We start from the raw sequence: 14,301 nt of genomic DNA, 5'->3' as shown, positions 1-14,301 counted from the left end.
ATTTATCAAATCAATACGACCTATTATTCCGCTCTTGGCGATGACGACCGCAAATACTTTCTGGCCCGTCTCATTCAGGCTTTTGCTCCGGGTATTCCGCAGGTTTATTATGTTGGTTTTCTGGCCGGCAAAAATGACTTAGAGCTGCTTGAAAAGACTAAGGAAGGGCGTAATATCAACCGCCACTATTATACGAGCGAGGAAATAGCTCAGGAAGTTGAGCGTCCGATTGTGAAATCCCTGATCAAGCTGTTTGCCTACCGCAATCAGTCGGCCGCCTTTGACCTCGATGGAAGCATTACTGTTACAAATCCGGATGAAAACACCGTGATTATTACCCGCAGCAATGCGGCCGAGACAGCAGTGGCAAAAGCAGAGATTAATTTAAAAACATTGGACTATCGTGTTACTGAAAATAACCAGCCCATTTATTTTGACTAAGAAAGGAAAGAGAGAAGCTTATGGTAGAATTACGATTGAATCACATTTATAAACAATACCCTAATACCAGCCACTATGCAGTGGAGGATTTTGACCTGACGATTAAGGATAAGGAATTCATCGTCTTTGTCGGTCCTTCAGGCTGCGGGAAGTCCACCACACTGCGCATGGTAGCAGGCCTTGAAGATATCAGCAAGGGAGAGCTGAGCATTGATGGTGAAGTGGTCAATGACAAGGCCCCTAAAGACCGCGATATTGCCATGGTCTTTCAAAACTATGCCCTCTATCCGCACATGAGTGTCTATGATAATATGGCCTTTGGGCTCAAACTCCGTAAATATTCCAAAGAAGCCATTGATCAGCGAGTCAAAGAAGCTGCCCAGATTTTAGGCTTGAGCGAATTTCTTAACCGCAAACCGGCAGACCTCTCCGGCGGCCAGCGCCAGCGGGTGGCTATGGGCCGGGCGATTGTGCGTGATGCCAAGGTCTTTTTGATGGATGAGCCGCTCTCTAATCTCGATGCCAAACTTCGGGTGTCCATGCGGGCAGAGATTGCCAAGATCCATCGCCGTATCGGCTCTACCACTATCTATGTAACCCATGACCAAACTGAAGCTATGACTCTGGCAGACCGTATTGTCATCATGAGTTCAACCAAGAATCCTGATGGTTCAGGCACCATTGGCCGTGTGGAGCAGATCGGAACACCGCAGGAGCTTTACAACCAGCCGGCCAATCAGTTTGTGGCAGGTTTTATCGGCAGTCCGGCGATGAATTTTTTCAAGGTGACGGTCGAAGAGGAACGCTTAGTTGGTGAGGGCGGTTTGGAGCTCGCCCTGCCTCAGGGTCAGCGAAAACAGTTAGAAAGCAAGGGCTATTTGGGTAAGGAAGTTATCTTTGGGATTCGTCCGGAGGATATTTCCAGCCGGCTGCTGGCTCAGGAGACTTATCCGGCTGCGACAGTGACAGCAGAAGTACTGGTTTCAGAGCTGTTAGGATCAGAAACCATGCTTTATGTCAAGCAGGGGGAAAATGAGTTTACGGCACGAGTGGATGCCCGCGATGCTCATCAGCCGGGAGAAAGTGTTCAGCTGACCTTTAATGTGGCTAAGGGGCATTTCTTTGATACGAAGACCAAGCAGGCCATCAGATGAGTCAAACAAAGGAAAAGACGGAGAATTTTCCGTTTTTTCTGCTCACTATTTCTATTCTTAGGAGAAAGCAGTCAAATCGCAAATAATTGCAAACTTGTTTAAAAATGTCTGTACTAAATTGAGTCATGCAAAGGAGGTTTCAATGCAAAAACATTGGTGGCATAAGGCAACAATTTACCAAATCTATCCCAAATCATTTATGGATGCTAATGGTGACGGTATCGGCGATTTAAAGGGCATCACTAGTAAACTTGATTACCTGCAAAAGCTGGGCATTACAGCCATTTGGCTGTCTCCTGTCTACCAAAGTCCGATGGATGACAATGGCTATGATATTTCTGATTATGAGGCTATTGCTGATATTTTTGGCAATATGGAAGATATGGATGAGCTGCTTGTGGAGGCGAATAACAGAGGGATCAAAATTATCATGGACTTGGTTGTCAATCACACTTCAGATGAGCATGCTTGGTTTATTGAAGCACGAGATCATCCTGACAGTCTGAAGCGTGATTACTATATTTGGCGTAACCAGCCCAACGATCTGCTTTCCGTTTTTGGCGGCTCCGCCTGGCAATATGATGAAAAATCAGGTCAATACTATCTTCACTTTTTCAGCAAGAAGCAGCCTGATTTGAACTGGGAAAATGCTGCGCTGCGCCAGAAGATTTATGATATGATGAACTTCTGGATTGCTAAGGGCATTGGTGGTTTTCGCATGGATGTCATTGATATGATCGGTAAAATTCCCGATCAGAAAATTTCCGGCAATGGCCCTAAACTGCATGACTATATCAAGGAGATGAATCAAGCAACTTTCGGTCAACATGATTTACTGACAGTCGGTGAGACTTGGGGTGCGACTCCTGAAATAGCTAAACGTTACTCTAATCCTGAGGGTCAGGAATTGTCTATGGTCTTTCAGTTTGAACATATTGGTCTGCAGCATAAACCTGATACGCCTAAGTGGGATTATGAAAAAGAACTGGATGTTCCAGCTCTTAAGAAAATCTTTGAAAAATGGCAGACGGATCTTGAATTAACGCAAGGCTGGAATTCGCTCTTTTGGGATAACCATGATCTACCTCGTGTCCTTTCTATATGGGGCAATACCGGTATTTATCGTCAAAAATCATCTAAGGCATTGGCTATTCTTTTACATCTTATGCGGGGAACCCCTTACATCTATCAAGGAGAAGAAATTGGTATGACCAATTATCCTTTTGCGTCTTTAGAGGAGATAAATGATATTGAATCGCTGAATTATGCGCAGGAAGCCTTGGGAAAAGGCAAGACTAAAGAGCAGATTATGAACAGTATTCGTATGATTGGACGAGACAATGCCAGAACACCCATGCAGTGGAACGATACAGACCAGGCGGGTTTTTCAGCTGCTAAAAGCACGTGGCTGCCGGTCAATCCCAACTATAAAGATATCAATGCAGCAGCAGCTTTAGCTGATCCAGATTCTATTTTTTACACTTACCAAAAACTGGTGCAGCTGCGCAAGGGCGAAGATTGGCTGATTGATGCGGACTTTGAACTTTTGGAAACACCTGATAAAGTCTTTGCTTACAAGCGGAGCTTAGCAGCTGAAAGTTATCTCATTGCAGTCAATCTTTCTGATGAAGAACAAAGCGTTGAGCTGACAGATAGTTACAAGGACACTATTATCAGCAATACTGATGAGGATCAAGCTCTCACTAGTCATAAACTTCAGCCTTGGGATGCCTTTTGTGTCCGATTAGGCTGAGCCTTCCAAAAAATATTAAGAATATAAAAAACGAGAGGTGAACGGCAATGTCAAAATCGCTGCTGCCTCTCATTTTTTATTTGCTGTCAGATGGACTACTGAGCATCTGCGTCTGCTTTGAGAATTTTGCTAAATTGGCTGTAAAGAGCCTGCTTATCATCTGAGAGTTTAGAATCTGTCACGACATAGTCAAAATCACTGGTTTTATAAAAAACGAAGAAATCGTAAGAGTCAAATTTTGTGTTATCTACTAAGAGGTACTTTTCCAATGCTTTGTCCAAGGCCAGCTCCTGAATGGTGCCCTCAGATTCGCTGTAGGTGGCAACTGAATCCTTATAAACCGCATTGGCACTGACAAAAGCTTTGGAGAAGGTCAGCGAAGCGATATTGCTGCTGGCTAAAGACCCGACAAAGGCCCCGGTAACAGGACGGTATTCACCGCCGAGCAGCAAAAGATCAATGCTGGGGCTTTCTCGTAAAATTTCAAATATCGGCAGGCTGTTGGTGATAATGCGCAGATTGCGCTGAAGCAGTTCCTGTGCAAAATACTCCAGTGTCGTTCCCGGCCCGATGAAGATCGTTTCCCCATCCTGAACACGCTGAGCAGTAAAAGCAGCAATTTCTTTTTTCTCGCTGACCTGTTCGGATTGTTTTTCAATGTTTGATTTTTCGGGTCTGTTTAATAAATTGATGCTTTGAGCACCGCCGTGCACTCGGATTAGCTGGTGTTCTTTTTCGAGCTCTGCCAAATCACGGCGAACGGTCATATCAGAAACCCCGAGTTCTTTGATGATATCACTTACAGTAATAATTGTTTGGTGTTTTAATTGTTCTAAGATCCAATTTAATCTTTCTTTTTTTATCATATGAAACTCCTATACAGCCTTCTTTTGATGATATTATAGCACAAAGATAGAAAAATATCACATTTATAAACAAAAAAGAACAAATTTGAGGTTAAAATTATTCTCAAAAATTCGTGGATATTCCTGAAAAATAGTGATAAATCAATGTTTATTGGTAATTTTTAAAATAAACAAAAATATTCAATTTTTTCTTGACAAACTGACTGTTTTAGTTTATTATTATCTTGTAACAAACAAAAACAAACAAAGGAGAAGAAAAATGGCAATTGTACTTGGTGCCGATAAGGCAGGAGAAAGACTTAAAGATGTTGTCAAGGATTATCTGCTGGCAAGAGGCTTTGACATTGTGGATGTCAGTGCAGAAGGACAGGATTTCGTTGACGTTACCTTAGCAACGGCAGCAGAAGTCAACAAGGCAGACGACAATGTGGGTATTGTTATTGATGCCTATGGAGCCGGTCCTTTCATGGCTGCTACCAAAATCAAGGGTATGATAGCTGCAGAAGTATCTGACGAACGTTCCGCTTACATGACCCGCGCTCACAACAATTCGCGCATCATTACCATGGGAGCTGAAATTGTTGGTGATGAATTAGCTAAAAACATTGCCAAGGGATTCGTTGAAGGCCACTATGACGGCGGCCGTCACCAAGTCCGTGTTGACATGCTGAATAAGATGTGCTGAGAAAAAGGAGAAAAGAACATGAAAATCGCTATTGGCTGTGACCATATTGTGACAGATGAAAAAATGGCTGTCTCAGAATTTTTAAAATCAAAAGGCTATGAAGTACTTGACTTTGGGACCTATGACCACGTCCGCACTCACTACCCTATTTTCGGGAAAAAAGTCGGAGAAGCTGTTGTCAGCGGACAGGCAGATCTTGGCATTTGTATCTGCGGTACGGGTGTTGGTATCAATAATGCTGTTAACAAAGTACCGGGTGTTCGCTCAGCTTTAGTGCGTGATATGACTTCCGCTCTCTATGCCAAAGAAGAACTCAATGCTAATGTTATCGGTTTTGGCGGCAAGATTACCGGCGGTCTTCTGATGAATGATATCATTGAAGCTTTCATCAAAGCAGAATACAAAGAAACTGAAGAAAACAAAAAACTGATTGCTAAAATCGCTCATATTGAAACCTCAAATGCTGATCAAGCAGATCCTGATTTCTTTAAAGAATTCCTTGATAAATGGGATCGCGGAGAATATCACGATTAAGAAAGGTTTATCTCATGATTCTTACCGTAACGATGAATCCTTCTATTGATGTTTCTTATCCGCTGGATAAACTAAAGCTGGACACTGTCAATCGCGTCTCTGAGGTCACTAAAACGCCGGGCGGCAAGGGTCTGAATGTGACACGTGTGCTGTCAGAAGCAGGTGATGATGTCATTGCGACAGGCTTGATTGGCGGCAGGTTGGGTGATTACCTGACTGAAAAGCTGACGCAGGCTGGCATCCGGCATCAGTTTTTCCCTATTCACGGTGAAACACGAAACTGCATCGCAATTCTGCATGAAGGACTGCAAACGGAAATTCTTGAAAGCGGTCCCTTGATTGATGCCAGTGAAGCTGAAGGATTTTTGCACCATTTCAGAACGATTTTGAAATCTTTTGATGTGGTAACCATTTCCGGCAGTCTGCCGGAAGGTCTTGAAAAGGACTACTATGCAAAATTAGTCGGACTGGCTAATTTATACCGTAAAAAGATAGTTCTTGACTGTTCAGGTACAGCGCTTGAGGCTGTTCTTAGGTCTTCAGAAAAACCAACTGTTATCAAGCCTAACAGCGAAGAGCTGTCACAGTTATTAGGAAAAGACATTTCAGAAGATATTGGAAGCCTGAAAGAAGTCCTGCTTGATCCTTTGTTTGAAGGAATTGAGTGGATTATTGTTTCTCTGGGAGCTGACGGCGCTTTTGCTAAGCATGGGGATAAATTCTACAAGGTGGATATTCCCAAAATTGCAGTTGTCAATCCGGTTGGATCAGGGGATTCAACTGTAGCCGGAATTGCATCGGCACTGGCACATGGCGAAGATGATGCTGCTTTGCTGAAGAAAGCAAATGTTCTTGGCATGCTGAATGCTCAGGAAAAAATGACGGGTCATGTCAACATGGCTAACTATGATACCTTGTATCAACAAATTCAAGTAAAAGAGGTTTAAAAATGGTACTGACAGAACAAAAACGTAAATACATGGAAAAATTAAGCGATGAAAACGGGATTATTTCAGCCCTTGCCTTTGACCAGCGCGGAGCTTTGAAACGTTTGATGGCACAGCATCAAACACAAGAGCCGACCGTTGAACAAATGGAAGAATTAAAGGTTTTGGTCGCACAGGAATTAACACCTTATGCTTCATCAATGCTGCTTGATCCGGAATACGGTCTGCCTGCCACAAAAGCTCTTGATAAAAATGCCGGACTGCTCTTGGCCTATGAAAAAACAGGCTATGACACAACCAGCACCAAACGTTTGCCGGACTGTCTGGATGTTTGGTCAGCCAAACGCCTGAAAGAACAGGGCGCAGATGCGGTTAAATTCTTACTTTACTATGATGTGGACAGCTCAGCTGAACTCAATCAGCAAAAACAAGCCTATATTGAACGCATCGGCTCTGAATGTGTAGCAGAAGATATTCCATTCTTCTTGGAAATTTTGGCTTATGACGAAAAGATTGCAGATGCAGCAAGTCCTGAGTATGCTAAGGTTAAACCGCACAAGGTTATTGAAGCCATGAAAGTCTTTTCAAATCCGCGCTTCAATATTGATGTCCTTAAGGTTGAAGTTCCTGTTAACATGAATTATGTTGAAGGATTTGGCGATGGTGAGACTGTTTACAGCAAAGCAGAAGCAGCAGCCTACTTCAAACAGCAGGATGAAACAACTAATCTTCCTTACATTTACCTGAGTGCAGGTGTATCGGCCAAATTATTCCAAGATACCCTCGTCTTTGCTCATGAATCAGGAGCAAACTTTAACGGTGTTCTTTGCGGACGCGCTACTTGGGCAGGCAGTGTCAAAGACTACATTGAAAAAGGTCAGACAGCAGCACGTGAATGGCTGCGGACAACAGGCTTCCAAAACATTGATGAGCTCAATAAAGTGCTGCAAAAAACAGCAACTTCATGGAAGGAAAAAGTTTAAAAGGTGAAAAGTCAATCTTTTTATTCTTAAGCTAAGGAGGCATAGTTATAATGACTTCACTGATTCATGAAGATACTGTGTTTGTTTCTGATAAGGCAGATCAAGAAGAGATTTTCAAGGAGATTGCATCAAAACTTTTAGACAAGGATTTGGTAACAGAGGATTATATTGATAATTTAATCAAGAGAGAACAGCATTACCCAACAGCTTTGCCTCTGTCTCCGATTAATCCTTTGCTGCCTAATATAGCAATCCCTCACACAGAAAGTGAATTTGTTAAAGACACCCGTATCGTACCGGTCAAATTAAAGCATCCTGTTATGTTCAAGAACATGATACTTCCTGACGAAGATGTTGAGGTTTCTTTTCTCTTTATGATTTTAAATAATGATGAGAAAGAGCAAGCAGGATTGCTGCAGAATGTCATGGATTTCATCAATCGGCAGGACTCTGATGAGTTAATTGATTTTTTTAAGCTGGATGATCCTCAAAAAATTTATGACTTTTTGAAACAAAAATTTTAAGGAGAGAACGAATGATCAAAATTTTAGCTGCCTGCGGGGCAGGTGTTAATTCTAGTCACCAAATTAAAAGTGCTTTGGAATCTGAATTAACAAAACGCGGTTACCAAGTATCATGCGATGCTGTGATGATTAAAGATATCAATGAGGAAATGCTGTCTCATTACGATATTTTTGCTCAAATTTCTAAAACGGATTTAGGATTTGACGTTAAAATTCCAGTTGTTGATGCCGGTGCTATTTTATACCGTATCCCAGCCATGGCCGAACCCGTTTATCAAAAAATGGAAGAGGTCATTAAAGGCTTAAACAAATAGCCTTTAATGGGAGGGGTAGAAGATGAATGTAATTATTGATCTTGCAAACAAGGTGTTTCAGCCGATTATTGATTTAGGGGCCGCTCCCCTAATGACCATTGTGCTGACAGTCATTGCGCTTTGTTTTAAAGTCAAATTTTCTAAAGCACTGGAAGGGGGCATTAAGTTAGGAATAGCCCTGACAGGTATCAGTGCCATCATCAATATTTTATCAACAGCTTTTTCAGGAGCAATGGCAGATTTTGTTGCTCGGACAGGTCTCCATCTTAATATTACTGATGTAGGCTGGGCACCGCTGGCTACCATTACCTGGGGGTCGCCCTACACACTGTATTTTCTCTTGGTCATGCTGATTGTTAATATCGTCATGCTGGTTTTAAATAAAACCAATACCTTGGATGTGGATATTTTTGATATTTGGCATCTCTCTATTGTAGGATTATTTGCGATTTACAGCGGTGCTAATCTTATTATTGCGACAGCTTTAATTATCTTTATTGGCATCCTAAAAATTATTAACTCAGATGTGATGAAGCCGACATTTAACGACTTGTTAAATACAGGGGATGAAAATCCTATGACAACAACTCATATGAACTACATGATGAATCCTATCATCATGGTGTTTGATAAGTTGTTTGACAAGCTTTTCCCTTGGCTGGATAAATATGATTTTGATGCCGCAAAATTGAATGCAAAAATCGGATTTTGGGGATCTAAGTTTGCCATCGGTATCTATTTAGGTATTTTTGTAGGACTTTTAGCAGGACAAAAACCTGTTGATGTCCTGACCTTAGCTTTCACGGCGGCAGTCTGCTTGGAGCTCTTCTCTCTAATTGGCTCTTGGTTTATTGCAGCTGTTGAGCCCCTGTCTCAGGGAATTACGGATTTTGCTTCATCAAAGCTTAAAGGGCGCACTTTAAATATCGGTTTGGACTGGCCATTCTTGGCCGGGCGTGCAGAAATTTGGGCAGCAGCAAATGTTCTTGCGCCTATCATGCTCTTAGAAGCTATGATCCTCCCGGGCAATAAGCTTTTGCCTCTGGCTGGAATTATTGCTATGGGGGTTACACCGGCTTTGCTGGTTGTTACTCGCGGTAAATTAATCCGTATGATTGTTATCGGTGCGATTGAGCTGCCTTTGTTCTTATGGTCCGGTACCTTGATTGCTCCGTTTATTACAGAAACAGCTAAAAAAGTTGGTGCCTTTCCAAAAGGATTGAGTTCTTCAACCATGATTTCACACACAACCATGGAAGGGCCGGTAGAGAAGTTTTTAGCTTACTTCGTGGGGAAAGCCTCTGAAGGTAATATGACATTTCTTTTATATACCCTGCTTGCTTTAGCCGCTTATACCTTGCTGTTCTTCTGGTATGTCGGACAGATGAAAAAACGGAATAAGGTTTATAAAGAAAGTAAGCGCTAACTACTTTTGGTTAGAGCAGGGTGCTGATGTTAAACCTGATTTTCAGATTTAACCATGCCACATTGCTTTATATATTAATATTTTTGTAAAAACTCTATTAAATTCTATCAAAATAAAGGAGAATCACCATGAACAGAGAAGAAGCGACTCTTTTAGGGTTTGAAATTGTAGCCTATGCCGGCGATGCGCGTTCAAAATTGCTTGAAGCCTTGAATGCTGCTCAGGCAGGAGATTTTGCTAAGGCTGAAGAGCTTGTTTCAGCAGCTGAGGACTGCATTACTGACGCTCATAAAGCTCAGACCAGTCTTTTAACAAAAGAAGCACAGGGAGATGCTATTGAACTGAGTGTTACCCTGATGCACGGTCAGGATCATCTGATGACAACCATATTGCTGAAAGATTTGATGAAGCACTTAATTGAACTATATAAGAGAGGTAGCTAAATATGAACGCATTAATTGCTCAGATTGAGAAAGGAAAGCCTTTCTTTGAAAAGGTGTCTCGCAATATTTACCTTCGCGCTATTCGTGATGGTTTCATTTCAGCGATGCCTGTTATCCTGTTTTCCAGTATCTTTCTTCTGATTGCCTATGTGCCTAATATCTTCGGCTTTTCTTGGCCTAAAGATATTGAAAACGGCTTGATGACACCATACAACTATACGATGGGGATTATCGGTTTTCTGGTTGCCGGTACAACGGCCAAATCTTTGACAGATTCGATGAATCGTCGGTTAGATGATACCAATCAGATTAACTTTATCTCAACCATGCTGGCATCAATGGCCGGGTTCTTAATCATGGCAGCCAACCCTGCTAAAGAGGGCGGTTTCTTAAGTGCCTTTATGGGAACTAAGGGTCTCTTGACAGCCTTCATTGCAGCCTTTATTACAGTTAATGTCTACAAGGTCTGCGTCAAAAATAATGTAACTATTCGCATGCCTGAGGAAGTTCCGCCAAATATTTCTCAAGTATTCAAGGATATCTTCCCATTTGCCTTTTCAATCATTATTCTTTATGCTATCCAGCTGGGAATCAAGGCGCTTCTTGGCGTAAATGTGGCAGAATCAATCGGTACCTTGCTGGCACCATTGTTCTCAGCTGCTGACGGTTATCTTGGAATTACCATTATCTTTGGAGCCTATGCACTGTTTTGGTTTGTCGGTATTCACGGTCCTTCTATCGTGGAACCGGCTATTGCAGCCATTACCTATGCCAATGTTGAAACCAACTATCATCTGCTTCAGGCAGGTCAGCATGCGGATAAGGTTATTACATCAGGAACTCAAATGTTTATCGTTACCATGGGCGGAACAGGTGCGACCTTGGTTGTTCCTTTCATGTTCATGTGGCTGACAAAATCGAAGCGCAATAAGGCCATCGGCCGTGCATCTGTTGTTCCAACCTTCTTTGGTGTTAATGAACCGATCTTATTTGGCGCACCTATTGTTTTAAACCCGGTCTTCTTTATTCCGTTTATTCTGACGCCAATCGTTAATGTTTGGATTTTCAAATTCTTTGTAGATACTTTGGGAATGAACAGTTTCAGCGTGAACCTTCCTTGGACGACTCCGGGACCGCTGGGTATTGTCATGGGAACAGGGTTTGGCGTATTGGCCTTTGTCCTTGCCGCTCTCTTGATTGTAGTTGATGTCGCTATTTACTATCCGTTTGTCAAGGTCTATGATGAACAAATCTTAGCAGAAGAAGCTGAGGGCAGCAGTGCAGCGGATTCTCTCAAAGAAAAAGTTGCCGCTAACTTTGATACCAAAAAAGCAGACGCTATTCTTGAAAATGCCGGTGCTGCTGAAGCTGCGGACAGCGCAATCACTGAACAGACTAATGTTTTGGTTCTGTGTGCCGGCGGCGGTACCAGCGGTCTCTTGGCAAATGCACTGAATAAGGCAGCAGCCGAATACGGAGCACCTGTCAAGGCTGCAGCTGGCAGTTACGGTGCCCACCGTGAAATTCTGCCGCAGTATCAATTGGTTATTTTGGCACCGCAAGTGGCATCTAACTATGAAGATATGAAAGCAGAAACAGACAAGTTGGGTATTAAATTGGCTAAGACTGAAGGAGCCCAATACATTCAGCTGACCCGCGACGGTCAGGGAGCTTTGGCTTTTGTTGAAGAGCAATTTAAAGATTGAGAGGTCACAAGATGACTAAAACATTACCGAACGATTTTATCTTTGGCGGCGCAACTGCTGCTTATCAGGCAGAAGGCGTCACCAAAGGCGAAGGAAAAGGTCCTGTTGCCTGGGACAAGTATCTGGAAGATAATTATTGGTACACAGCAGAGCCTGCCAGCGATTTTTACCACAAATACCCTGTTGATTTGAAATTGGCCGAAGAATTTGGTGTCAACGGCATTCGCATCTCCATTGCCTGGTCGCGGATTTTCCCGACAGGCTTTGGCCAGGTCAATCCTAAAGGAGTGGACTTCTATCACAGACTATTTGCCGAATGCCACAAGCGCCATGTTGAGCCATTTGTAACACTGCACCATTTTGACACGCCGGAAGCGCTCCATTCCAAAGGAGACTTCCTCAATCGGGAAAACATAGACCACTTTGTGGATTACGCAGAATTCTGTTTTAAAGAATTTCCGGAAGTTAACTATTGGACAACCTTCAACGAAATCGGCCCTATTGGCGATGGTCAGTATCTGGTAGGAAAATTCCCGCCGGGCATCAAGTATGATTTGGCCAAGGTTTTCCAATCCCACCATAACATGATGGTTTCTCATGCCCGTGCGGTGAAAGCCTTTAAAGACGGCGGCTATTCCGGTGAAATCGGTGTGGTTCACGCCCTGCCGACCAAGTATCCTTACAATCCATCTAACCCAGATGATGTGCGTGCCGCAGAGCTGGAGGATATCATCCATAATAAATTTATCCTTGATGCTACTTATCTGGGCGAATACTCTGATAAGACCATGGAAGGGGTCAATCATATCTTAGCTGTCAACGGCGGGGAGCTGGATCTGCGCGATGACGATTTTGCAGCGCTCAAAGCTGCCAAGGACCTGAATGACTTCTTGGGTATCAACTACTATATGAGTGACTGGATGCGCGCCTTTGACGGCGAAACGGAAATCATTCATAATGGTAAAGGCGAAAAAGGCAGTTCTAAATACCAAATTAAGGGTGTCGGCCGCAGAGAAGCGCCAACCAATATTCCAAAAACAGATTGGGATTGGATTATTTATCCACAAGGACTGTACGACCAAATCATGCGCGTGAAAAGGGATTATCCTAACTATAAGAAAATCTATATCACCGAAAATGGTCTCGGCTACAAAGATGAGTTTGTGGATAATACCGTTTACGACGATGGCCGCATTGATTATGTGAAGAAACATTTGGAAGTCATTTCCGATGCTATTGCTGACGGTGCCAATGTTAAGGGTTACTTTATTTGGTCCCTGATGGATGTTTTCTCCTGGTCAAACGGCTATGAAAAACGCTACGGTCTCTTCTATGTGGACTTTGATACGCAGGAGCGCTATCCGAAAAAGAGTGCTTACTGGTATAAAAAATTAGCTGAAACGCACACTATTGACTGATGATTGAACCAGACTTTCTTGCTTGCTAGAACTTAACAATACTCCATTATTTAATTATTAACACACAGGCTGTTAAATCATCAGCTAAAATAAAGCGTTGCTATTTTCAAAAGGACTTTATAAGCAAGAGCTGCAGTCTTTGGCTGCGCTCTTGCTTTATTTTAAAGACTAAACAGTGAGGATAAATATGACAATCGAACTAAAAAATGAACAGCTTACAGTCCAGTTTAAAGAATTTGGCGGTGCCCTGTCCTCTATCAAAGATAAAGACGGTTTGGAATATTTATGGCAGGGAGACCCTCAATACTGGAGCTCTCAGGCGCCGGTGCTCTTTCCCATTTGCGGCAGTTTGCGAAATGACTGGGCTATTTACGATTCGGATAAACAGGCACATTTTACCGGTCTTATTCCCAGACACGGATTGGTACGAAAGAAGAATTTCACCTTTGAGCAGCTCAGTGAGGACAGTCTTGCCTTTACTATTGAGCCGGATGAGGACATGCTGGCACAGTACCCTTATCAGTTTGAATTAAAAATCATCTATAGCTTGAAGGGTTCAGCCATTCGTACAGAGTATCACATTACGAATAAGGAAAAGGAAAAAACCATGCCCTACTTTATCGGCGGGCATCCCGGCTTTAACTGTCCGCTTGTAGAGGGTGACCGCTATGAGGACTACTATCTGGAGTTTGAAAAAGAGGAAACCTGTACAGTGCCGAAGTCTTTTCCTGATACAGGGCTTCTGGATTTACAAGATAGGACACCTTTTTTTGAAAATCAAAAATTTCTTGATTTGGATTACTCCCTTTTTGCGCATGATGCCATTACTTTGGATGAATTAAGATCAAGAAGTGTCACCCTGCGCTCTAAAAATCATAATAAGGGCATTCGTCTGGATTTTGCGGATTTTCCTTACTTGATCCTCTGGTCAACCGCCAACAAAAGCCCCTTTATAGCGCTGGAACCTTGGAGCGGTCTGTCAACATCGCTTGAAGAATCCGACCTTTTTGAAGAAAAACGCTCAGTCAGCTTTGTCAAAGCCGGTCAGACCGATTGCAAACACTTTGATATCAGCATTCTTTGATCCTAAAAAAACGAAGGTATCAG

The 14,301-nt window shown here is 42.7% G+C and carries 14 protein-coding genes and 1 pseudogene; 14 read left to right on the top strand and 1 reads right to left on the bottom strand.

The window, feature by feature from the left end:
* The 3 genes and pseudogenes from G573_RS0110765 to dexB form a co-directional block, all read left to right on the top strand.
* Positions 1-441: pseudogene (locus G573_RS0110765) on the top strand (sucrose phosphorylase); the annotation flags it as partial.
* Positions 442-461: 20 nt separating this feature from the next.
* On the top strand, positions 462-1,595 hold the full coding sequence (locus tag G573_RS0110760; protein ID WP_027976738.1) for an ABC transporter ATP-binding protein: 1,134 nt from the start codon (positions 462-464) through the stop codon (positions 1,593-1,595).
* Positions 1,596-1,737: 142 nt separating this feature from the next.
* Positions 1,738-3,348, top strand: a complete 1,611-nt coding sequence (gene dexB, locus G573_RS0110755; RefSeq protein ID WP_027976737.1) for a glucan 1,6-alpha-glucosidase DexB — start codon at positions 1,738-1,740, stop codon at positions 3,346-3,348.
* Positions 3,349-3,443: 95 nt separating this feature from the next.
* On the opposite strand, the gene G573_RS0110750 is transcribed toward dexB, so the two are convergent.
* Entirely contained in the window at positions 3,444-4,214 is a 771-nt protein-coding gene (locus G573_RS0110750) for a DeoR/GlpR family DNA-binding transcription regulator (RefSeq protein ID WP_027976736.1), read from the bottom strand.
* Positions 4,215-4,473: 259 nt separating this feature from the next.
* On the opposite strand from G573_RS0110750, the gene lacA reads away from it, so the two are divergent.
* The 11 genes from lacA (at position 4,474) to G573_RS0110695 (ending at position 14,278) form a co-directional block, all read left to right on the top strand.
* Positions 4,474-4,899: a galactose-6-phosphate isomerase subunit LacA gene (lacA, locus tag G573_RS0110745; protein ID WP_027976735.1), complete on the top strand. Its 426-nt coding sequence runs from the start codon at positions 4,474-4,476 to the stop codon at positions 4,897-4,899.
* An 18-nt stretch (positions 4,900-4,917) separates the two neighbouring features.
* Complete coding sequence (lacB, locus tag G573_RS0110740; RefSeq protein WP_027976734.1) at positions 4,918-5,433, top strand: galactose-6-phosphate isomerase subunit LacB; 516 nt, start codon at positions 4,918-4,920, stop codon at positions 5,431-5,433.
* 14 nt (positions 5,434-5,447) lie between these two features.
* A complete protein-coding gene (locus tag G573_RS0110735) occupies positions 5,448-6,380 on the top strand; it encodes a tagatose-6-phosphate kinase (RefSeq protein ID WP_027976733.1) in 933 nt (310 codons plus the stop codon).
* Positions 6,381-6,382: 2 nt separating this feature from the next.
* A complete protein-coding gene (lacD, locus tag G573_RS0110730) occupies positions 6,383-7,363 on the top strand; it encodes a tagatose-bisphosphate aldolase (protein ID WP_027976732.1) in 981 nt (326 codons plus the stop codon).
* A 50-nt stretch (positions 7,364-7,413) separates the two neighbouring features.
* Complete coding sequence (locus tag G573_RS0110725; RefSeq protein WP_027976731.1) at positions 7,414-7,887, top strand: PTS sugar transporter subunit IIA; 474 nt, start codon at positions 7,414-7,416, stop codon at positions 7,885-7,887.
* A gap of 11 nt (positions 7,888-7,898) precedes the next feature.
* Positions 7,899-8,201: a PTS sugar transporter subunit IIB gene (locus G573_RS0110720; RefSeq protein WP_003088862.1), complete on the top strand. Its 303-nt coding sequence runs from the start codon at positions 7,899-7,901 to the stop codon at positions 8,199-8,201.
* A gap of 22 nt (positions 8,202-8,223) precedes the next feature.
* Entirely contained in the window at positions 8,224-9,627 is a 1,404-nt protein-coding gene (locus G573_RS0110715) for a PTS galactitol transporter subunit IIC (protein ID WP_027976730.1), read from the top strand.
* A gap of 128 nt (positions 9,628-9,755) precedes the next feature.
* Positions 9,756-10,070, top strand: a complete 315-nt coding sequence (lacF, locus tag G573_RS0110710; protein WP_027976729.1) for a PTS lactose transporter subunit IIA — start codon at positions 9,756-9,758, stop codon at positions 10,068-10,070.
* 2 nt (positions 10,071-10,072) lie between these two features.
* Positions 10,073-11,776 (top strand): lactose-specific PTS transporter subunit EIIC, encoded by a 1,704-nt coding sequence (locus G573_RS0110705; protein ID WP_027976728.1) that lies wholly within the window; start codon positions 10,073-10,075, stop codon positions 11,774-11,776.
* An 11-nt stretch (positions 11,777-11,787) separates the two neighbouring features.
* Positions 11,788-13,194: a 6-phospho-beta-galactosidase gene (gene lacG / locus G573_RS0110700; RefSeq protein ID WP_027976727.1), complete on the top strand. Its 1,407-nt coding sequence runs from the start codon at positions 11,788-11,790 to the stop codon at positions 13,192-13,194.
* Positions 13,195-13,381: 187 nt separating this feature from the next.
* A complete protein-coding gene (locus G573_RS0110695; RefSeq protein WP_027976726.1) occupies positions 13,382-14,278 on the top strand; it encodes an aldose 1-epimerase family protein in 897 nt (298 codons plus the stop codon).
* The last annotated feature ends 23 nt before the right edge of the window (positions 14,279-14,301 follow it).

The sequence above is a fragment of the Streptococcus devriesei DSM 19639 genome (assembly GCF_000423725.1).
Lineage (GTDB): Bacteria > Bacillota > Bacilli > Lactobacillales > Streptococcaceae > Streptococcus > Streptococcus devriesei.
This window is presented reverse-complemented; position numbering and strand designations above follow the sequence as displayed.